General features: G+C 68.6%; 18 protein-coding genes. All 18 read left to right on the forward strand.

Annotated features, from left to right (window positions below; all coding sequences use genetic code 11):
- Positions 1-14: 14 nt before the first annotated feature.
- The 18 genes from metK to E3O39_RS16070 all read left to right on the forward strand — a co-directional run bounded on the left by metK (position 15) and on the right by E3O39_RS16070 (position 21376).
- Positions 15-1208, forward strand: a complete 1194-nt coding sequence (gene metK, locus E3O39_RS15985; RefSeq protein WP_134448744.1) for a methionine adenosyltransferase — start codon at positions 15-17, stop codon at positions 1206-1208.
- A 2-nt stretch (positions 1209-1210) separates the two neighbouring features.
- Positions 1211-3280 (forward strand): primosomal protein N', encoded by a 2070-nt coding sequence (locus E3O39_RS15990; RefSeq protein WP_134448743.1) that lies wholly within the window; start codon positions 1211-1213, stop codon positions 3278-3280.
- Positions 3281-4198: a methionyl-tRNA formyltransferase gene (gene fmt, locus E3O39_RS15995; RefSeq protein WP_134448742.1), complete on the forward strand. Its 918-nt coding sequence runs from the start codon at positions 3281-3283 to the stop codon at positions 4196-4198.
- On the forward strand, positions 4195-5586 hold the full coding sequence (locus tag E3O39_RS16000; protein ID WP_134448741.1) for an RsmB/NOP family class I SAM-dependent RNA methyltransferase: 1392 nt from the start codon (positions 4195-4197) through the stop codon (positions 5584-5586). The genes fmt and E3O39_RS16000 overlap by 4 nt, the downstream gene beginning before the upstream one ends.
- A gap of 105 nt (positions 5587-5691) precedes the next feature.
- The gene (gene rpe / locus E3O39_RS16005; protein WP_134448740.1) at positions 5692-6360 is read left to right on the forward strand and encodes a ribulose-phosphate 3-epimerase; all 669 of its coding nucleotides are present in this window, start codon (positions 5692-5694) and stop codon (positions 6358-6360) included.
- 12 nt (positions 6361-6372) lie between these two features.
- Positions 6373-6636: a phosphoribosyl-ATP diphosphatase gene (locus E3O39_RS16010; protein ID WP_134448739.1), complete on the forward strand. Its 264-nt coding sequence runs from the start codon at positions 6373-6375 to the stop codon at positions 6634-6636.
- A gap of 66 nt (positions 6637-6702) precedes the next feature.
- Entirely contained in the window at positions 6703-7542 is an 840-nt protein-coding gene (hisG, locus tag E3O39_RS16015; RefSeq protein ID WP_134448738.1) for an ATP phosphoribosyltransferase, read from the forward strand.
- Positions 7543-7610: 68 nt separating this feature from the next.
- Positions 7611-8372 (forward strand): imidazole glycerol phosphate synthase subunit HisF, encoded by a 762-nt coding sequence (hisF, locus tag E3O39_RS16020; protein ID WP_134448737.1) that lies wholly within the window; start codon positions 7611-7613, stop codon positions 8370-8372.
- The gene (hisI, locus tag E3O39_RS16025) at positions 8372-8836 is read left to right on the forward strand and encodes a phosphoribosyl-AMP cyclohydrolase (RefSeq protein ID WP_134448736.1); all 465 of its coding nucleotides are present in this window, start codon (positions 8372-8374) and stop codon (positions 8834-8836) included. The genes hisF and hisI overlap by 1 nt, the downstream gene beginning before the upstream one ends.
- Entirely contained in the window at positions 8833-10377 is a 1545-nt protein-coding gene (locus E3O39_RS16030) for an anthranilate synthase component I (protein WP_134448735.1), read from the forward strand. Before hisI ends, E3O39_RS16030 begins: the two co-directional genes overlap by 4 nt.
- On the forward strand, positions 10378-11025 hold the full coding sequence (locus tag E3O39_RS16035) for a Trp biosynthesis-associated membrane protein (protein ID WP_134448734.1): 648 nt from the start codon (positions 10378-10380) through the stop codon (positions 11023-11025).
- A gap of 98 nt (positions 11026-11123) precedes the next feature.
- A complete protein-coding gene (locus E3O39_RS16040) occupies positions 11124-11351 on the forward strand; it encodes a DUF6704 family protein (protein WP_134448733.1) in 228 nt (75 codons plus the stop codon).
- Between the two features lie 4 nt (positions 11352-11355).
- Complete coding sequence (gene trpC, locus E3O39_RS16045) at positions 11356-12126, forward strand: indole-3-glycerol phosphate synthase TrpC (RefSeq protein ID WP_134448732.1); 771 nt, start codon at positions 11356-11358, stop codon at positions 12124-12126.
- The gene (trpB, locus tag E3O39_RS16050) at positions 12127-13344 is read left to right on the forward strand and encodes a tryptophan synthase subunit beta (RefSeq protein WP_134448731.1); all 1218 of its coding nucleotides are present in this window, start codon (positions 12127-12129) and stop codon (positions 13342-13344) included.
- The gene (gene trpA / locus E3O39_RS16055) at positions 13341-14183 is read left to right on the forward strand and encodes a tryptophan synthase subunit alpha (RefSeq protein WP_370294948.1); all 843 of its coding nucleotides are present in this window, start codon (positions 13341-13343) and stop codon (positions 14181-14183) included. The genes trpB and trpA overlap by 4 nt, the downstream gene beginning before the upstream one ends.
- 56 nt (positions 14184-14239) lie before the next feature.
- A complete protein-coding gene (lgt, locus tag E3O39_RS16060; protein ID WP_255454123.1) occupies positions 14240-15223 on the forward strand; it encodes a prolipoprotein diacylglyceryl transferase in 984 nt (327 codons plus the stop codon).
- Positions 15224-15348: 125 nt separating this feature from the next.
- Positions 15349-19926 (forward strand): glutamate synthase large subunit, encoded by a 4578-nt coding sequence (gene gltB, locus E3O39_RS16065; protein ID WP_134448730.1) that lies wholly within the window; start codon positions 15349-15351, stop codon positions 19924-19926.
- A complete protein-coding gene (locus E3O39_RS16070) occupies positions 19919-21376 on the forward strand; it encodes a glutamate synthase subunit beta (RefSeq protein ID WP_134448729.1) in 1458 nt (485 codons plus the stop codon). Before gltB ends, E3O39_RS16070 begins: the two co-directional genes overlap by 8 nt.
- Positions 21377-21469 lie beyond the last annotated feature (93 nt).

The raw sequence follows: 21469 nt of genomic DNA on the forward strand, positions 1-21469 counted from the left end.
CAGAGACAGGCCAGATGAGCGATCTTCGCCTCTTCACTTCCGAATCCGTCACCGAAGGTCACCCGGACAAGATCTGCGACCAGATCTCCGACAGCATCCTCGACGCCCTCCTCACCGAGGACCCGAACAGCCGCGTCGCCGTCGAGACCCTGGTCACGACCGGCCTCGTCCACGTCGCCGGCGAAGTCTCGACGGAAGCGTACGTCGAGATCCCGTCGATCGTGCGCAAGTGCATCACCGACATCGGCTACGACTCCTCCGACGTCTGGTTCGACGGCCGCTCCTGCGGCGTTGAGATCTCCATCGGCGGCCAGTCTCCCGACATCGCCCAGGGCGTCGACGACGCCTTCGAGCACCGCGAACAGGCGAGTGCCGAAGACTACGACCGCCAGGGTGCCGGGGACCAGGGCATCATGTTCGGCTACGCCACCCGGGAGACCCCCGAGCTCATGCCGATCCCGATCTGGATCGCGCACCGCCTCGCCGAACGCCTCGCCGAAGTCCGCAAGTCCGGCGAACTCGACTACCTCCGCCCCGACGGCAAGACCCAGGTCACGATCGGCTACGACGGCATCATCCCGCGCACCGTCGAGACCGTCGTCCTGTCCACCCAGCACGCCCCTTCCGTCACGACGGAGCGTCTTCGCGCCGAGGTCGAAGAGCTCGTGATCCGCCCGGTGCTGTCCCGCGTCGAACTCGATTCCTCGAGCCTGACCATGCTGATCAACCCGACGGGCCGCTTCGAGATCGGTGGCCCCCAGGGCGACGCCGGACTCACCGGCCGCAAGATCATCATCGACACCTACGGCGGATCCAGCCGTCACGGCGGTGGCGCCTTCAGCGGCAAGGACCCGTCCAAGGTCGACCGCTCCGCCGCCTACGCGATGCGCTGGGTCGCCAAGAACGCCGTGGCAGCCGGGCTGGCCGAACGGCTCGAGATCCAGGTCGCATACGCGATCGGCAAAGCAGCGCCCGTCGGGCTCTACGTCGAGACCTTCGGAACAGGGGCACTGCCGGACAAGGAGATCACCGCGGCGATCCGCGAGGTCTTCGACCTGCGACCGGCCGCGATCATCCACCACCTCGACCTGCTCCGCCCGATCTACCAGAAGACGGCGACATACGGTCATTTCGGTCGCGAGCTCCCCGAGTTCACCTGGGAGAGGCTGGACCGCGTCGACGAGCTGAGAAGCGCCTCCGGGATCTGATCATGGGACGCACGGGCCTCGTGGCACGCGTCCTGATCGAGTCGACACTGCCCCAGCTCGACCATCTCTTCGATTACGGCATCCCGGACGACCTCGCCGCGGCCGCGCGGCCGGGAGTGCGGGTCCGGGTGCCCCTGCGCTCGGCCGGACGCGTCGCCGACGGCTACCTGATCGAGGTCCTCGATGCCGGGGGAGCCGTCCTCGCGACCCTGAACGCACCGGTGTCCGGCATCGAGCCCCCGAAGGACGCCGCCGCCGACTTCCATGGCGCCCTGAGCCCGGTCGAGGCCATCGTGTCCGCTGCCCCTGTGCTCACGGCGGAGGTCTGGCGGCTCGCACGTCGCGTCGCCGACCGCGCGGCCGGCAACGCGAGCGACGTGCTCCGGCTCGCGATCCCCCCTCGCGCTGTGCGGGTCGAGAAGGCCTGGCTCGCCGCGCAGGACGAAGCCGCGCAGGACGAAGCCGCGCAGGACGAAGCCGAACCTGCTCCGGAAGCCGAACCGGCGGCATCCGCCGGTTTCGCTGACTACCCGGCCGGTCTGCTCGACGCGGCCCTGGCCGAGCAGAGGCGCCTCAGCGTGGCCGCCGTACCCGCCCTCGTCGCCCTGCCGGACGGGCGCACCGTCGGCCACTGGGCCACCACGATGGCCGAACTCGCCACGGCAACCGTTCGGAGCGGGCGAAGCGCCATCCTCTGCGTTCCCGACTACCGCGACCAGGACCAGCTCCAGGCCGCCCTCGATGCCTGCGCGCCCGCGGGAACCGTGAGCAGGGTCGATGCCCGCCAGCCCAACCCCGAGCGCTACCGCGCCTTCCTCGCCTGCCTGGAACCCACCCCGCGGATCATCCTCGGCAACCGGTCTGCGGTCTACGCGCCGGCGCACAACCTCGGGGCGATCCTGCTCTGGGACGACGGGGACCCCCTGCACTCCGAACCGCTCAGCCCCTACGTCCATGCCCGCGACGCAGCACTGGTCCGCCAGGCCCTGAGCGGGTGCGCACTGATGTTCTTCGGGCACACCCGCAGCGTGCCCGTGCAGCGGCTCCTCGAACTGGGCTTTCTCGGCGAGGCGCACCCCCTGAGCCCTCGGCATCCCCGGGTGATCCCTACTGAATTCCAGCTCAGTCCCGACCGCCAGGAGCGGACCAACCGGATCCCCTCCGCCGCCTGGCAGGTGGCCAGGGCCGCCCTCGCTGACGGACCCGTCCTCGTCCAGGTCGCGAGCCCCGGGTACGCGCCGACCCTCGCCTGCCAGACCTGCAAGAAATCGGCCCGCTGCACGCACTGCCAGGGACCGCTCGCCCTCGCGAGCGCGAACGCCGTGCCGTCCTGCCGTTGGTGCGGCAAGCTTGCGGCAGGCTGGAGCTGCCTGCACTGTGAGGGCAGGTCCCTGCGGGTGGTGTCCCTCGGAACCGGGCGCACCGCCGAGGAACTGGGCCGCGCCTTTCCCGGCGCGCTGGTCCTCGTCGCCGACGGCGAGCATCCGCTGCAGCAGATCGGGGCCGCCCCTGCCCTCGTCGTCGCGACGCGCGGTGCCGAGCCGATCCCCGAAGGCGGCTACCGGGCGATCCTCCTGCTCGACGGTGAGAAGATGCTCGCCCGCGAGTCCCTCGGCGTCGCAGAGGACTGCCTGCGCTGGTGGAGCAACGCAGCAGCCCTCGCCGCCCCCGGCGCGTCCGTCATGCTCGCCGGCGTCGGCGGGGCACTCGCGACGGCGCTCAACGCGTGGCAGCCCGGTGCCTTCGCAGCGGCAGAACTCGCTGACCGCAGGCAGCTGCGCTTCCCGCCCGCCGTGCGCGTCGCCTCTGTGACGGGGACCGCCGCCGATGTCGCAGCGGCGGTCGAGGATCTCACGGACGTTCCCGGCCTCGATGTGCTCGGTCCTGTCACAACCGTCGACCCCCTCGTCCGGGCCGTCGTGCGGTTCAACTACGTCGACGGCGACGACGTGGCGAGGCTCGTGAAGGCTGCGATTGTGCGCAATGCAGCGCGCCGCCGACGGGCCAAGGGCGCCGCCTTCCGCCCGGCACCTACACTCAAAGTACGATTCGACGACCCGGAGCTGCTCTAAATGAAACTCGTATTCGCGGGCACGCCCCAGGTGGCGGTGCCCAGTCTCCAGGCCCTTGCCGACTCGCCGCACTCCATCGCGGCGGTCATCACCCGGGCGGATGCCCCCCTCGGCCGGAAGCGCGTGCTCACCCCGTCACCCCTCGCGCAGGCCGCTGCCGGGCTCGGACTTCCGCTGCTCAAGACCAATCGCCTCGACGCTGCGGCGACGGAACGAATCGAAGCCATCGAACCCGACCTCGGCGTCATCGTCGCATACGGCGGGCTCGTGCGGGAACCCCTGCTCTCCGTTCCCCGCCTCGGCTGGATCAATCTGCACTTCTCCCTGCTGCCGCGCTGGCGCGGGGCAGCGCCCGTGCAGCGCGCCATCATGGCCGGAGACGAACGGACGGGAGCCGCGGTCTTCCAGCTCGTCGCCGAGCTCGACGCCGGCGCCGTGTTCGCGAGCTTCTCCGAACCGATCTCCCGGCACGCGACCGCCGGCGGGCTCCTCGAGTCCCTGAGTCACAGCGGTGCCGTGCTGCTCAGGAACGTCGTCGACCAGCTCGAGGCCGGCACGATCGAGGCGGTGCCCCAGGTGGGCGAGCCGACCACGGCCGCCAAGCTCGGCCTCGCCGACGCCAGGATCGACTGGGCCGCATCCGCTGAGGTCGTCTACAACCGGGTGCGCGGCGTGACGCCGGAACCCGGAGCCTTCACCATGCTCGGCGAAGCGCGCCTCAAGGTCCTCGACCTCGCGCCGACCCACGGCGCCCAGCCGCTTCCGGCGGGCGTGATTCGCGAATTCGACAAGAAAGTGCTGGTTGGAACCGGGACGGAGCCGCTAGAGCTCGTCACGGTGCAACCGGCTGGAAAGACACAGATGAAGGCAATCGACTGGTGGCGCGGCATGGCGGCGACGGACGTGGTCGCCTCATGAGCGTCCAACAGCACCAGGGCTTCGTTCAGCCCGCCCGCCGCGTCGCCTACGAGGTCATCGCGGCCGTCCGTGAGTCGGACGCCTACGCGAACCTGTTGCTGCCGACCCGTATCCAGCGGGCCGCCCTCAGCACGGCGGATGCCGCCCTCGCCACCGAACTGACCTACGGCACCCTGCGCATGCAGGGCTACTACGATCTCGTGATCGCGGAAGCGGCCGGCCGGCCGGTCTCCGCGATCGACCCGGCCATTCTCGACGTACTGCGCCTCGGCGCCCACCAGCTGCTCGCGACGCGCGTCGCGACCCACGCCGCCGTCAACGAATCCGTCGAACTGGCCCGCCAGGTCGGCTCCCGTGCAGCGACGGGCTTCACCAACGGCGTGCTTCGCACCATCTCCCGCTCGACCCCGGAGGAGTGGCGCGAACGGGTCCTCGCCGGAGCAGGCTCCGCGGACGACCGGCTCGCCGCCGAACACTCGCACCCGGTGTGGGTCGTGCGCGCATTCAGGCAGTCGCTGCGCCTCGAAGGCCGTGAGGACGAACTCGAAGACCTGCTTATCGCCGATAACGCCGCCCCCCGGGTCAACATGGTCGCGCTGCCTGGCATCACGACAGCAGAGGAGACCGCCGGCCTCGGCCGACCCAACGAGTACTCCCCGGTCGGGTTCATGCTCGCGGGCGGAGACCCCGTTCACCTCGTCACCGACCACGACGGCCGCATCCGGGTGCAGGACGAGGGTTCGCAGCTCGCAGCACTCACCCTGAGCCGGGCCCGCCCCATCACGCCGGGAGAACGCTGGCTTGACCTCTGCGCCGGACCCGGCGGCAAGGCGGCCCTGCTCGCCGCAGAAGCGCGCGCGGGTGGCGCCGAACTCGTTGCAAACGAGCTCGTTCCGGCGAGGGCCACGCTCGTGCGCCGCGCCCTCTCCGCGGTCCCGGGCACCGTTCCGGTCTGGGAACTCGACGGGACCCGCATCGCCGTCAACCACTCCGAGGAATTCGACCGCATCCTGCTCGACGCACCGTGCACGGGTCTCGGTGCCCTGCGACGCCGGCCCGAGGCGCGCTGGCGCAAGCTTCCGCGCGACGTCGCCGAACTCTCCGACCTGCAGTCCGGCCTCATCGACGCGGCGCTCGGCGCACTGAAGCCCGGCGGCCTCCTCGCGTACGTCACGTGTTCCCCGCATATCGCGGAGAGCCGCGGCATTGTCGCCACGGCGCTGAAGAAGTGGGGAGACCGGGTGCGGGCCGTCGACACGGCCGCGGTCGTCCAGGGATTCAGCGGCACCCCGCTCGACCTGCCGGGCGACGGAACGAGCGTGCAGCTGTGGCCGCACCGCCACGGAACCGACGCGATGTTCATCACCCTGCTCGAGCGCACCGCTTAGCAATACTCGTGAGGTGTCGCATATCGACGTTCGCCGGGCGAATGAAGGTCGATGTGCGACACCTCACGGAGTGGGGTGGCATGCCTGCGGCGATAGGGTGAAGGCATGCCGATCAGGATCAGCCCCAGCATTCTCGCCGCAGACTTCGCGAACCTGGAACGCGACCTCGGTCGCATCCGCACCGCCGACCTCGTGCACGTCGACGTGATGGACAACCATTTCGTGCCGAACCTCACCTTCGGGCTCCCCGTCGCCGAGCGCATCATGCAGGTCTCTGCGCTGCCCGTCGACGCGCACCTCATGATCGAGGATCCGGAACGGTGGGCACCGAAATTCGCCGAGGCCGGAGCGTTCTCCGTGACCTTCCACGGTGAGGCGACGACCAACCCGGTCGCGCTTGCCCGCAAGCTCCGGGCAGCAGGCGCCCGCGCGGGCATCGCCCTGAAGCCGGGCACCGCCATCGAGCCGTACCTCGAGTTCCTCGCCGAATTCGACCAGGTCCTCGTGATGACCGTCGAGCCCGGTTTCGGCGGCCAGAGCTTCCTGCCGTCGACCATGCGCAAGCTCCGCACGGTGGCGGATGCCGTCAGGGCCAGTGGCAGGGACATCTGGCTGCAGGTCGACGGCGGCATCACGGAGGAGACCATCGTCGTGGCCGCAGAGGCGGGCGCGGATACCTTCGTCGCCGGCTCGAGCGTGTTCGGTTTCCCGGATCCCGAGGCCCGGATCGCTCTCCTGAGGACTGCTGCGACCGCGCACTCGCACGCGCACTAGTAACCTAGGGGAGTGAAAACATTCGACAACCTCTTCGCTGAACTGGGCGAAAAAGCACTCAACCGGCCGGAAGGCTCCGGAACCGTCCGTGAACTCGACGCGGGAGTGCATGCCATCGGCAAGAAGATCGTCGAAGAAGCTGCCGAAGTCTGGATGGCAGCGGAGTTCCAGAGCGACGAGGAAACCGCCGCAGAGATGAGCCAGCTGCTCTACCACGTGCAGGTCATGATGCTGGCGAAGGGGCTCACCCTCGCCGACGTCTACAAGCACCTCTGAACCGGCCGCCGCAGCGGCCGGCGCCGCCATCCCTACCCCGAGAACTGACCTGCTGAGAGTGTTGAGATGCTGAGAATTGCCGTGCCTAACAAGGGCTCCCTGTCCGAAACCGCGGCGCAGATGCTGCACGAGGCCGGGTACACCGGGCGTCGCGACCCGCGCGACCTCGTCGTGTCGGACCCGCGCAACGGCGTCGAGTTCTTCTACCTGCGTCCGCGGGACATCGCCACCTACGTCGGCAGCGGGGCGCTCGACGTCGGAATCACCGGCCGGGACCTTCTGCTTGATTCCGGCTCCCCGGCACGGGAGATCGCGAGCCTCGACTTCGGCGACTCGACCTTCCGCTTCGCGGGCCCCGCCGGACGCTTCGGCGAGCTGAGCGACCTCGAAGGGCTCCGCGTCGCGACGAGCTACCCCGGTCTCGTCGAAGCCTTCCTGGCCCGTCACTCCGTCACGGTCACCCTCGTGACCCTCGACGGCGCCGTCGAGTCCGCCGTCCAGCTGGGTGTCGCGGATGCTGTCGCCGACGTCGTCTCGACCGGAACGACCCTGCGCAAGGCCGGCCTCGAGATCTTCGGCCCCGTCATCCTCGAATCGACGGCGGTCCTGATCACCTCCGAGAACGAGAACGCCGGCATCCACACGCTCCTCCGCCGTCTGCAGGGCGTGCTCGTCGCCCGCCAGTACGTGCTGATGGACTACGACATCCCGCTCGTCAAACTCGACGCGGCCTGCCTGCTCGCCCCCGGAATCGAGTCACCCACGGTGTCGAGCCTGCACGACCCCGACTGGGTCGCCGTGCGCGTGATGGTCCCGCGTCACGACAGCAACCACATCATGGACGCCCTCTATGAGCTCGGCGCCCGGGCCATCCTGATCAGCGCCATCCACAACGCCCGCCTGTAGAACCCGATTGTGGGCAGAATAGCAACGGGCGGAACAACACTGGGCAGCAGAGCCCCGGAGGTGCAATCGTGAGTCTTGCCGTGCGGGTCATCCCGTGCCTCGACGTGGCCAACGGCCGGGTCGTCAAAGGCGTCAACTTCCAGAACCTCAGGGACGCGGGCGACCCGGTCGAACTGGCGCGACGGTACTACGAGCAGGGTGCAGACGAACTCACGTTCCTCGACGTCACCGCGACCGTCGACAACCGGGCGACGACGTACGACGTCGTGCGCGCCACAGCGGAGCAGGTCTTCATCCCGCTCACCGTCGGCGGCGGGATCCGGGGAGTCGAAGACGTCTCGCGGCTGCAGGCGAGCGGCGCTGACAAGGTCGGCGTCAATAGCGCCGCAATCCTCCGCCCTGCCCTGATCGGCGAGATCGCCGACCGCTTCGGTTCACAGGTGCTCGTGCTGTCCCTCGACGTGAAGCGCAGCGACCGCACGGAATCCGGGTTCGTCGTGACGACCCACGGCGGCCGCACAGAGACCGACCTCGACGCCCTCGCCTGGGCCAGGCTCGCGATCGAACTCGGAGCGGGGGAGCTGCTCGTCAACTCCATCGACGCGGACGGGACCAAGAATGGCTTCGACCTCGAGCTGATCGGCCTCATGCGCGAAATCAGCAGCGTACCCGTGATCGCCTCCGGCGGCGCTGGACGGGTCGAAGATTTTCCGCCCGCGATCCGGGCAGGCGCAGACGCCGTCCTCGCGGCATCCGTCTTTCACAACGGCGAACTCAGTATCGGAGACGTCAAACACGAACTCGCCAGGGAAGGACTCGTGGTGCGCTGATGACACCCCTGCAGACCATCGAGGATGCCCTCGGGTGCGCCGTCTTCAATGCGGACGGCCTCCTGCCCGCGGTGATCCAGCAGTGGGACACCCGCGAGGTGCTCATGCTGGGCTGGATGAACGAGGAAGCCCTCCGGCGGACCTTCTCAGAGGGCCGCGTGACATTCTGGTCACGTTCGCGCCAGGAATACTGGCGCAAGGGCGACACGTCCGGGCACGCTCAGTACGTGCGCGGCGCAGCGTTCGACTGCGACGCAGACACCCTGCTCGTCCAGGTCGACCAGGTCGGCGGGGCCTGCCACACCGGAACCCACACGTGCTTCGACGGGCGGGACATCGACGTCGCCCACGGCGCCAGGCCCGATGCGACAGACCCCGACGCGACAGACCCCGATGCGACAGACCCCGACGCGACAGACCCCGATGCGACAGACCCCGACGCGACAGACGGAGAACACGCATGACGACGGATTCCCAGACGAGTACGGCCGGCACGACGACGGCCGCGCAGTTCGACGCGCTGGTAGCAGGGCACCGCGTCATCCCCGTGATCCGCGAACTCTTCGCGGACGGGGAGACCCCCGTCGGCATCTACCGCAAACTCGCGGCCGGTCAACCGGGCAGCTTCCTGCTCGAGTCGGCGGAACAGGGCGGCATCTGGTCGCGGTTCTCCTTTGTCGGGGTGTCGTCGTTCGGCGTCCTGACCCAGCAGGGTTCGGAAACCCGGTGGATCCCCTACGGCGTCGACGCCGCACGCGTCCTCGGCCCGGCAGCGGCCCAGCCGCCGCTCGAGGCCCTCGCCACCCTGTACGCCCGCTGGCAGACGCCGCGGCTTCCCGGGCACCCGCCGTTGACCGGCGGTCTCGTCGGGTTCATCGGCTGGGAGGCCGTTCGTCAGCTGGAACGCCTGCCCAACCAGCCCACCGCAGACTATGACGTACCAGGCCAGGCCTTCAGTTTCGTGGCAGACCTCGTCGCGATCGACCACAAGTTCGGCACGGTCCAGCTGATCGCCAACGTCCTGAACGACGGGATCGACGCCGCGGACACGCTCTGGGCGACCGCCCAGGCCAGGCTCGATTCGATGCAGGCCAGGCTCGCCGTGCCTGCGGAGGCCTGGCTCGCCGAGGTCGACATGTCGGCCCCCGCGACGATGCGCGCCCGCACCACCCGCGACGACTTCCTGGCCTCCGTCGACACCGCCAAGCGGCACATCGTCGACGGGGACATCTTCCAGGTCGTCATCTCCCAGCGTTTCGACCAGGAGTGCACGGCCGACCCGATCGACGTCTACCGGGTGCTCCGCAGCCTCAACCCGAGCCCGTACATGTACCTGCTCGGCCTCGAGTCCGCGACAGGGGAACCGTACTGGATCGTCGGATCGTCCCCTGAGGCCCTCGTCAAGGTCCAGAACGGGCGCGTGTTCACCCACCCGATCGCCGGATCCAAGCCGCGCGGTACCACCCCGGAGCAGGACGCCGACTTCGAGACCGAGCTCGCCGGTGACCCCAAGGAAGGTGCGGAACACCTGATGCTCGTCGACCTCGCCAGGAACGACCTGCTCAAGGTCTGCGCACCCGGTTCCGTCGAGGTCACCGAGTTCAAACGCATCGAGCGATTCAGCCACATCATGCACCTCGTCTCGTCCGTCGAGGGCAACCTGCTGCAGGGGAAGACGGCCATCGACGTGTTCCGGGCGACCTTCCCGGCCGGAACCCTGTCCGGGGCGCCGAAGCCGCGGGCGCTCGAAATCATCGACGATCTCGAGCCCACCCAGCGCGGTGTCTACGGGGGAGTGGTCGGCTACTTCGGGTTCGCCGGGGACGCGGACCTGGCCATCGCCATCCGCACCGCCACGATCAGCAACGGTGTGGCCAGGGTGCAGGCCGGGGGAGGCCTCGTCGCAGACTCCGATCCCGCGAGCGAGTTCCAGGAATCGGTCAACAAGGCCGCGGCACCGCTGCGCGCCGTCGCGATCGCCAACGCCATGAAGCGGGTGCACTAGGTGAAGCGAACCGGTCGCACCCTCAAGCTCCGGCTGGTGCTCCTCGTCATCGCCGCGAGCGGACTCGCGCTCCTCGCCTGGAGCCAGGTCTGGATCGACGTGCGCGTCGTGCAGGGGTCATCGACCGTCGACCTGCCGATCAGCGGTTCGACCGCAGCGGGCGCGCTGAGCGCCCTCGCCCTCGCCGGGCTCGCCCTCGCCGGCGCACTCACGATCGCGGGCCCCGTGATCCGGGTCGTGCTCGGCGCCCTCGAGGTGCTTCTCGGCTTCTCGGTCTCCCTCGGTGCCGGCCTCGCCATCGGCAACCCCGCCGCAGCGAGCGCGGCCGCGATCACCAAAGCGACGGGCATCGCGGGTAACGCCTCGATCCAGGACGGCGTCACCGCGGCCGCCCTCACACCGTGGGCCTTCGCCGGTTTCGCGGCCGGTGTCATCATGGCCGCGGCCGGTGTCGGCATCCTCGTCACGAATCGCCGCTGGCCCGGCGCGACGAGTCGATACCAGGCCGTGCGCTTCGAGCCCGCGGACGGTGCACCCGGCGGCCAGCCGGCTGCTTCCGCCGGTGAAGACGCGCGAGAGGATGCCGTCATCACCTGGGACGGGCTCACGCGCGGCGATGATCCCACCGAAACGGCCGGTGACCGGTGATCGGCGCCGCCGCTAGACTTGAGCCGCACCAGGACCCACAATCCACGCGTCCGCAGATGACGCCCATGCGTACGCAGTTGACGCCCAGAAGGAGAACCATGAGCTTCGAGTCGGTAGACCCAGGCGAAGGCCACTCGATCGCGGCCTGGACGGCTGTCGTCGTCATGCTCGTCGCGATCACGATCGGCACCGTCGCCTTCTTCCTCGATGTGCCGTGGCTGGTGTGGGCCTCTGTCGTCCTCCTCGTCCTCGGCCCGATCGCCGGGTTCGTACTGAGCCGGCTGGGCTACGGCGTCGCCGACGCAGCGCCGCACGAAAGTCATTAGCCGAGTGCTGTCCGAACTCCTCGCCGGGGCACTGTCAGACGCCGCTGAACGGCGCCTCACCCGTCCGTTCGCCGCCGTCGAATCGGCGGCCCTCGATCGCGCCCCCGCCATCGACGCACTGCACGCCCTCGCACCGGCCGACAGGGTCAAGATCATCGCGGAAGTGAAGCGGGCGAGTCCTTCCCGGGGCACCCTCGCCGAGATCTCGGACCCTGCCGCCCTCGCCGTCTCCTATGAGTTCGGCGGGGCGAGCGCCATCAGCGTGCTCACAGAGGGACGCCGTTTCCTCGGGTCCCTCGCCGACCTCGAACAGGTGCGATCCGCCGTGTCCATCCCTGTCCTCCGCAAGGACTTCATCGGCGAGCCGTACCAGGTCCTCGAGGCCAGGGCCGCGGGCGCAGACCTCGTGCTCCTCATCGTCGCGGCACTCGACCAGGCCACCCTCGGGTCCCTCCAGGCCCTCGTCCGCGAACTCGGCATGACGGCCCTCGTCGAGACCCATAGCGCCGAAGAAGTCGACCGTGCGCTGGATATCGGTGCAAGCCTCGTCGGGGTCAACGCCCGCGACCTGTCGACGTTCCAGCTCGACCAGGAGCTCTTCGGCCGCCTCGCAGACCGGATCCCCTCCGGTGTCATCCGCGTCGCCGAATCAGCGGTCAAGACGGCCGCGGACGTCGCCCACTATCGTGCCGCCGGCGCCGACGTCGTCCTCGTCGGCGAAGCGCTCGTCACGAACGATCCCATCCTCACCCTTACCGAATTTCTGGCGGTCTAAATGTCCACGTCCCTTCGAACCGAGACAGGCCCGTACTTCGGCGACTTCGGAGGCCGGTTCGTCCCGGAGTCGCTCGTCGCAGCCCTCGACGAGCTCACGAACGAATATGCGCTGGCCAAGGTCGACCCGGCCTTCGCCGCTGAGCTGATGGAACTGCACAGGAGCTACACCGGCCGACCGTCGATCATCACGGAGGTGCCGCGGTTCGCCGCGCACGCCGGCGGCGCCCGGGTGATCCTCAAGCGCGAAGACCTCAACCACACCGGGTCACACAAGATCAACAACGCCCTCGGCCAGGCGCTTCTTACCAAGCGCATCGGCAAGACCCGGGTCATCGCCGAGACCGGCGCCGGCCAGCACGGCGTCGCGACCGCGACCGTCGCCGCGCTGTTCGGGCTCGAGTGCGTCGTCTACATGGGCGAGGTAGACACCGAACGGCAGGCCCTCAACGTCGCACGGATGCGCCTCCTCGGTGCAGAGGTCGTCTCCGTCCGCACCGGGTCGCGCACCCTGAAGGACGCGATCAACGACGCCATGCGCGACTGGGTCACGAACGTCGAGACGACCAACTACATCTTCGGCACCGTCGCAGGTCCGCACCCCTTCCCCGCGATGGTGCGCGACTTCCAGAAGATCATCGGAGAAGAGGCCCGCGCCCAGGTGCTTGAACTCACCGGGCGCCTCCCCGACGCCGTCACGGCGTGCGTCGGCGGCGGTTCCAACGCCATCGGAATCTTCGACGCCTTCCTGGACGATCCTGCTGTCGCCCTCTACGGGTACGAGGCAGGCGGAGAGGGCGTCGAGACCCCGCGCCATGCCGCGACCCTGACCAAGGGACGCCCGGGGATCCTGCACGGGGCGCGCAGCCTCATGCTGCAGGACGAGGACGGCCAGACGGTCGAGTCGCACTCCATCTCGGCCGGACTCGACTACCCGGGGGTCGGACCAGAGCACTCCTGGCTCTCGACCATCGGACGGGCGACGTACCTGCCCGTCACCGACGCCGCGGCGATGGACGCGTTCCGCCTCCTCAGCCGCACGGAGGGCATCATCCCGGCGATCGAGTCGGCCCATGCCCTCGCCGGAACCCTCGAGCTCGGCAAACGGCTCGGACCGGAGGCGACCATCCTGGTCAGCCTCAGCGGTCGCGGGGACAAGGACATGGAAACGGCGGGCCGATACTTCGACCTGCTCGACGAGGGTGCACAGCAGCTATGACCGCAACGACGAAGACCAGCACACCGATGACGCCCAACCGCACCAGCAGGGTCGAAGCCACGATCGCCCGGCGCAAGGCAGAGGGCGGCGGTGCCCTGATCGGCTACCTTCCCGTCGGTTTCCCCACCCTCGCTGAGAGCATCGAGGCCGCCGTCGCCCTCGCGGAGAACGGCGTCGACATCATCGAGCTCGGGTTGCCGTACTCCGACCCCGTGATGGACGGCCCCGTGATCCAGGCGGCCACCCAGCAGGCCCTCGCCAACGGTTTCCGGCTCCGCCACGGAATCGAAGCTGTCGCGGCGATCACCGCACGCGTCGACGCTCCGGTCCTCGTGATGACCTACTGGAACCCGATCCTGCAGTACGGGGTCGACCGCTTCGCCGACGACCTGCTCGCCGCGGGCGGCGCAGGCCTGATCACCCCAGACCTCATCCCCGACGACGCAGCAGACTGGTTCGCGGCGAGCGACCGCACCGGCCTCGACCGGGTCTTCCTCGCCGCGCCCTCGTCGTCAGACGAACGGCTCGCCCACGCGGTCGAGGTCAGCCGTGGTTTCGTGTACGCCGTCTCCACCATGGGCATCACCGGGGCGCGTTCCGACGTCGACTCCGCAGCCCGCGTCCTGGTCGACCGGCTGCGCCTCGCCGGTGCGACGAGCGCGTGCGTGGGCCTCGGAATCTCGACTCCGGAGCAGGTGCGCGAGATCCTCGGCTACGCGGACGGCGCCATCGTCGGTTCCGCGCTGGTCAAGGCGCTGTCCGACGGGGGAGTCCCGGCCCTCGGGGCCCTCGCCGCCCGGCTTGCAGCCGGGGCGACCGGGATCCGCGCCGCCGTTTAGGGTAAGTTGACCGAGGCGAGCTCCCACGCTTCCCCGCTACGAAAGGTAATACCCAGGTGTCTTTTCTGCTGAGCATTCCGAGCCCAGGCCCCGAGTGGAGCTACTTCGACCTCGGCATGTTCCGGGTCCACGCCTACGCGTTGTGCATCCTGGCCGGCATCATCGCGGCAACGGTCATGACGAGCAGGCGCCTCAGTAATCGCGGCGCCGAGCCGGGCGTCGTGCTCGACATCATCCTCTGGGCCGTCCCGCTCGGCATCGTCGGCGCCCGGGCGTACCACGTGCTCACCCACCCCTCCGACTACTTCTTCGCCGGTGCGAACCCCTGGGAAGTCTTCGCGATCTGGAACGGCGGAAACGCCATCTTCGGAGCGCTCATCGGCGGGGCCGTCGGCGCATACATCGGCTGCCGGATCTCCGGCGTGAAATTCTGGTCCTTCGCGGATGCCCTCGCCCCCGGAATGCTCATCGCGCAGGCGATGGGACGCCTCGGCAACTGGTTCAACACCGAACTCTTCGGCCTGCCGACGACCCTGCCCTGGGGACTCGAGGTGCCGTCGACCAATGCGGCCTTCCCGGTTGGGCTCCCCGCCGGCACCCTGTTCCACCCGACCTTCCTCTACGAGATGATCTGGAACACGATCGGTGTGATCCTGATCCTCCTCATCGAGCGCCGGATCACGCTCCGCTGGGGACGCGCCTTCGGCGTCTACCTGGTCTGGTACGGTCTCGGCCGCACCTTCTTCGAATCGATCCGCATCGACCCGAGCGAGATCTTCTTCGGCATCCGCACCAACGTCTGGGCCGCGATCATCGCCGTGGTCCTCGGCATCATCCTCATCGTGGTGCAGGGCCGCAGGCACCCCGGACTCGAAGTCAGCGTCTATCGCCCAGGTCGGGAATGGAAGCGCCCCGTCCCTGAGGTAGAATCTGAAGAGTTTGATACGGATTTCGAGGACCACGGTGATGAGGCCGTCGAACCCGCCGCATCGGGCGACGTTGCAGCCACAAGCACCAGCAACCCGCGCCTCCAGGCCTGAGACCGTACACCCGGCTCCCGCCTCCCTCCCGGTACGACGGGTCGGCGCGCAACTGTACGCAGATGATCTCCACCCCCGCGGGCCAGCGTCGTCCCCACTTGCCAGCTATCTCTGAGGACGGTCCCATGCCGCAGTCACCCCTCTTTTCCCGCTTCAGCACCGTTCCCCAGCCCCAGGGGCTGTACAACCCTGCCGACGAGCGGGACGCCTGCGGGCTCGCCATGGTCGCGACACTCCGCGGAACCGCCGGGCACGACATCATCACGATCGCACTCGACGCCCTCCGGAACCTCGAACACCGCGGCGCGGTCGGGTCAGACGCCGGAACCGGCGACGGCGCAGGCATCATCACCCAGATCCCGCACGACTTCCTGAGCCAGGTCGTCGAATTCGAGCTCCCCGCCGCCGGGCGGTACGCCGTCGGCAACGTGTTCCTCCCGACAGACCCGACCGAACGCAGCGCCGTCAAGCGCCAGATCGGCCGGATCGCCCAGGAGGAGTGCCTCGAGATCCTCGGCTGGCGCGAAGTCCCCGTGCGCCCCGACGAGGTCGGAAACCTGGCCAGGGCGGCCATGCCCGCGATCCAGCAGCTCTTCGTCCAGAGTTCGCGCACGGAGGACGACGGTGAACGCGTCGCGGACATCGCGCTCGACCGCCAGACCGTCCGGCTGCGGAAGCGCGCGGAGCGGGAACTCGAGACGTACTTCGCGTCGCTCTCCTGCCGCACCCTGGTCTACAAGGGCATGGTCACGACCCTCCAGCTCGAACCCTTCTACCCGGACCTCTCCGACCCGCGCTTCGTCTCGAAGCTCGCCCTCGTGCACTCCCGGTACTCGACCAACACCTTCCCGTCGTGGCCGCTCGCGCAGCCGTTCCGGATGATCGCGCACAACGGTGAGATCAACACCGTGCAGGGCAACCGCAACTGGATGCGCGCGCGCCAGTCCCAGCTCGAATCCTCCCTGCTCGGAGACCTCGCCCCGCTGCTGCCGATCGTCACCCCCGGCGGCAGCGACTCCGCGTCCTTCGACGAGGTCGTCGAGCTCCTGAGCCTCTCCGGCCGCTCCCTGCCGCACGCCGTCATGATGATGGTCCCTGAGGCCTGGGAGAACCAGACCGCGCTCGACGAGGAACGACGCGCGTTCTACGAGTACCACTCGATGCTGATGGAGCCGTGGGACGGTCCCGCGGCGATCGTCTTCACCGACGGTTCCCTCGTCGGCGCCACGCTCGACCGCAACGGGCTCCGCCCCGGCCGGTACCTGATCACCGACGACGGCCTCGTCGTGCTCGCGAGCGAGATCGGCGTGCTCGACATCGACCCCGCCCGCGTGGTCCGCAAGGGCCGGCTCCGCCCCGGCAAGATGTTCCTCGTCGACACCGTCGCGGGCCGGCTGATCGAGGACGACGAGATCAAGGCAGAACTCGCCGCGATGGAACCGTGGGGGGACTGGCTCGACGCCGGCCGGATCAACCTCAAGGATCTCCCTGAGCGCGAGCACATCGTGCACCCGCCGGCATCCGTCGTGCGCCGCCAGCGCACCTTCGGCTACACCGAAGAAGAAGTGCGCATCCTGCTCGCCCCGATGGCCCGCACCGGCGGGGAACCCCTCGGCGCCATGGGCAGCGACACGCCGATCGCCGTTCTGAGCGACCGGCCCCGGCTCATCTTCGACTACTTCACCCAGCAGTTCGCCCAGGTGACAAACCCGCCCCTCGACTCGATCCGGGAGGAGGTCGTGACCTCCCTCAAGCTCGGACTCGGGCCGGAGCGGAACCTCCTGTCCGTCGGACCGGAGCATGCGCGCCAGGTGGTCCTGGACTTCCCGGTCATCGACAACGACGAACTCGCCAAGATCCAGCACATCGACCCCGCCCCCGGCAGCCGGACGACCTCGACCATCCGGGGCCTGTACCGTTTCGACGATGGCCCGGACGCCCTGGCCAACCGCATCGACGCGATGTGCCTCGAAGTCGACGACGCCATCGAGGCCGGAGCCCGTTTCATCGTGCTCTCCGACCGCGATTCCAACAAGGATCTCGCGCCGATCCCGTCGCTCCTGATGATCGCCGCCGTGCACCACCACCTGATCCGCACGGAGAACCGGATGAAGGTCGGCATTGTCGTCGAGGCCGGTGACGTGCGCGAGGTGCACCACGTCGCGCTCCTGATCGGCTATGGCGCCTCAGCGGTCAACCCGTACCTCGCGATGGAAACCTGCGAGGACCTGGTCCGCAGCGGGTACATCACGAACGTCTCACCCGAGAAGGCCGTGCGCAACGTCATCAAGGCCCTGGGCAAGGGCGTGCTCAAGATCATGTCCAAGATGGGCATCTCGACGGTGTCGTCCTATGCGGGAGCCCAGACCTTCGAGGCCGTCGGCCTGAGCCAGGACTTTGTCGCCCAGTACTTCACCGGGACGACGAGCAAGCTCGGCGGCATCGGCATCGATGTCATCGCCGCGGAAAACGAAGCACGCCACGCCTCGGCCTACCCGGAAGATGCAGCGGTCACGGCGCACGAAAGACTCAGCACCGGCGGCGAGTACCAGTGGCGCCGCGACGGCTCCCCGCACCTGTTCAACCCGGAGACGATCTTCCGGCTCCAGCACGCGACCAGGACCGGCCGTTACGACATCTTCCGCGAGTACACCAAACTCGTCGACGACCAGGCCGAGAGCCTCATGACGCTCCGCGGCATGTTCACCTTCGACACGCACAAGCGGCACCCCGTGCCTCTCGACGAGGTCGAATCGGTCGCGTCGATCGTCGCGCGCTTCGCGACCGGTGCGATGAGCTACGGCTCGATCTCCCCGGAGGCCCACGAAACCCTTGCGATCGCCATGAACCGGATCGGCGGCAAGTCGAACACCGGGGAGGGCGGCGAGGACCTCGACCGGCTGATCGACCCGCAGCGCCGCAGCGCCGTCAAGCAGGTCGCCTCCGGGCGGTTCGGCGTGACGAGCATGTACCTGTCGCACGCCGACGACATCCAGATCAAACTCGCCCAGGGAGCCAAGCCCGGTGAGGGCGGCCAGCTGCCGCCGACCAAGGTGTATCCCTGGATCGCGCGCACCCGGCACGCCACGGCGGGCGTCGGTCTGATCTCGCCGCCGCCGCACCACGACATCTACTCGATCGAAGACCTCAAGCAGCTCATCTTCGACCTCAAACGGGCGAACCCGGATGCTCGCATCCACACGAAGCTCGTCAGCCAGTCCGGCATCGGCGCTGTCGCTGCCGGCGTCGCCAAGGCGTTGTCGGACGTGATCCTGGTCTCCGGCCATGACGGCGGCACCGGGGCGAGCCCGCTCAACTCGCTCAAGCACGCGGGGACGCCCTGGGAACTCGGACTAGCGGAAACCCAGCAGACCCTGATGCTCAATGGCCTGCGTGACCGCGTCGTCCTGCAGGTCGACGGCCAGCTCAAGACCGGCAGGGATGTCATCATCGGCGCGCTGCTCGGAGCGGAGGAGTTCGGCTTCGCGACCGCGCCCCTGATCGTCGAGGGCTGCGTCATGATGCGGGTCTGTCACCTCGACACCTGCCCTGTCGGCGTCGCCACCCAGAACCCCGAGCTGCGGAAGCGCTTCACGGGCAAGGCAGACCATGTCGTGAACTTCTTCGAGTTCATCGCCCAGGAGGTGCGCGAGTATCTCGCGGAGCTCGGCTTCCGCAGCCTCCAGGAGGCCGTCGGCCACCACGAGATCCTCGACGTCGACGGCGCACTCGAACACTGGAAGGCAGCGGGCCTCGACCTCGCGCCGATCCTCGACGGACCTGACTTCCCGGATTCCGAGCCGAGACAGTTCGGTCGACCCCAGGAACACGAACTCGACAAGCACTTCGACAACGAGCTCATCAGGCGCGCGGGAAGCGTGCTCGAGCACGGCGGCCGGGTCGAGATCGCCCTGCCGATCCGCAACACCGAACGGGCCGTCGGCACGATGCTCGGCCACGAGGTGACGATCCGGCACGGCGAGAACGGCCTTCCGGCCGGCTCGATCGACGTGACGCTGACCGGTTCGGCGGGACAGTCGTTCGGGGCCTTCCTGCCGGGCGGGATCACCCTCAGGCTGGAAGGCGACTCGAACGACTACGTCGGAAAGGGCCTCTCCGGCGGTCAGATCGTGGTCCGCCCCGACCGTTCGAGCATCTTCTCCGCCGAGGAGAACGTCATTGCCGGCAACGTGATCGGCTACGGCGCCACCCAGGGCAGCATGTTCATCCGCGGCATCGTCGGCGAACGGTTCCTGGTGCGCAACTCCGGAGCGACCGCGGTCGTCGAAGGCGTCGGGGACCACGCCCTCGAATACATGACGGGCGGGCTCGCCCTGATCCTCGGCCAGACCGGGCGCAATCTCGGTGCGGGCATGAGCGGCGGCACCGCATATGTCTACGGACTCCGCACGGAGGACGTCAACAGCCAGGCGCTCGAGTCCGGGGAACTCACTCTTCTCCCGCTCGGAAGCGCCGACAGGGAGATCGTCAGCGATCTCCTCGAACAACACCGGGACCAGACGGATTCCGTGCTCGCCGCGGCTCTCCTGTCGGATCTCGAAACAACCATGTCCACATTCGTCAAGGTTCTGCCGCGGGACTACGCCGCCGTCCTGGCGACCAGGCAGAACGCCGTCGCCGAGGGTCTCGACCCCGACGGCGACGTCGTCTGGAACCGCATCCTGGAGGTTACCAATGGCTGATCCGAAGGGATTCCTCACGACGAAGGCGCGCGAACTGCCGCCGCGTCGCCCGGTGTCCGTGCGCCTGATGGACTGGAAAGAGGTCTACGAACAGGGTGACGCCGCCGTTCTCAAACGGCAGGCAGGCCGCTGCATGGACTGCGGCGTTCCCTTCTGCCACCAGGGCTGCCCGCTCGGCAACCTGATTCCGGAGTGGAACGATCTCACCTGGCGGGAGGAAGGCAGGCAGGCCATCGAGCGCCTGCACTCCACGAACAACTTCCCTGAGTTCACCGGACGGCTGTGCCCGGCCCCGTGCGAGTCTGCGTGCGTCCTCGCGATCAGCCAGCCTGCCGTGACGATCAAGCAGGTCGAGGTCTCGATCATCGACCAGGCCTTCTCCAACGGCTGGGTGCAGCCGCAGCCGCCGGGGCGCCTGACCGGCAAGACGGTCGCCGTGGTCGGATCGGGGCCCGCCGGTCTCGCCGCGGCCCAGCAGCTCACCCGTGCAGGTCACACGGTCGCCGTGTTCGAACGCGACGACAGGATCGGCGGCCTGCTCCGCTACGGCATCCCCGACTTCAAGATGGAGAAGAAGCACCTCGACCTGCGCCTTGCGCAGATGACGGCGGAGGGAACCCGGTTCCGCGCCGGCGTGAACATCGGCGTCGACATCACCTGGGACGACCTCAGAGCCAGGTACGACGCCGTGGTCGTCGCGACCGGTGCGCTCGTACCCCGCGACCTGCCCGTCCCCGGCCGCGACCTCCCCGGCGTGCACTTCGCGATGGAATACCTCGTGCAGCAGAACCGCACGGGCGCTGGGGACACGGTCGACAGCCAGATCACCGCAGAGGGCAAGCATGTTGTCGTCCTCGGTGGTGGCGACACCGGCGCCGACTGCATCGGCACGGCGCACCGCCAGCTCGCGGCATCCGTCACGAACCTCGCGATCGGCAGGCAGCCCGGCACAGAACGGCCCGAACACCAGCCGTGGCCGATGTCCGCGACCCTGTTCGAGGTCTCGAGCGCCCACGAAGAGGGCGGCACCCGCGAATACCTCGCCTCGACGATCGAGTTCCTCTCCAACGAGGCCGGCGAGGTGCGCGCCATCCGCGTCGCTGAAACCGAGTACCTCGATGGCCGGCGCGTGCCCAAGGCGGGTACGGAACGTGAAATCCCCGCGGACCTCGTACTCCTCGCACTCGGATTCACCGGCCCGGAATCGGCGGAGCTCACCAGCCAGCTGCACGTGCCGCTCGATGGGCGGAGTAATGTCGTTCGAGACGGTAACTACCAAACCAGCCGTGAGGGCGTGTTCGTCGCCGGCGATGCCGGTCGCGGACAGTCCCTCATCGTCTGGGCGATCGCTGAAGGTCGTGCTGCTGCAGCCGCCGTCGATCGATTCCTCGAAGGTGAGACACAACTACCTGCTCCGGTCAAACCGACCGACCATGCCTTCGCCATCTAACGGTCCCTGTGAAGTGAGCGATTAGCCGGAGGACGCCACCAAGCGGCCTCCAGAACCACAGAACAAGAATGCGCCTACCCGGCGCGGAAAACG

It is taken from the genome of Cryobacterium sp. MDB2-A-1 (assembly GCF_004402675.1).
GTDB lineage: Bacteria > Actinomycetota > Actinomycetes > Actinomycetales > Microbacteriaceae > Cryobacterium > Cryobacterium glucosi.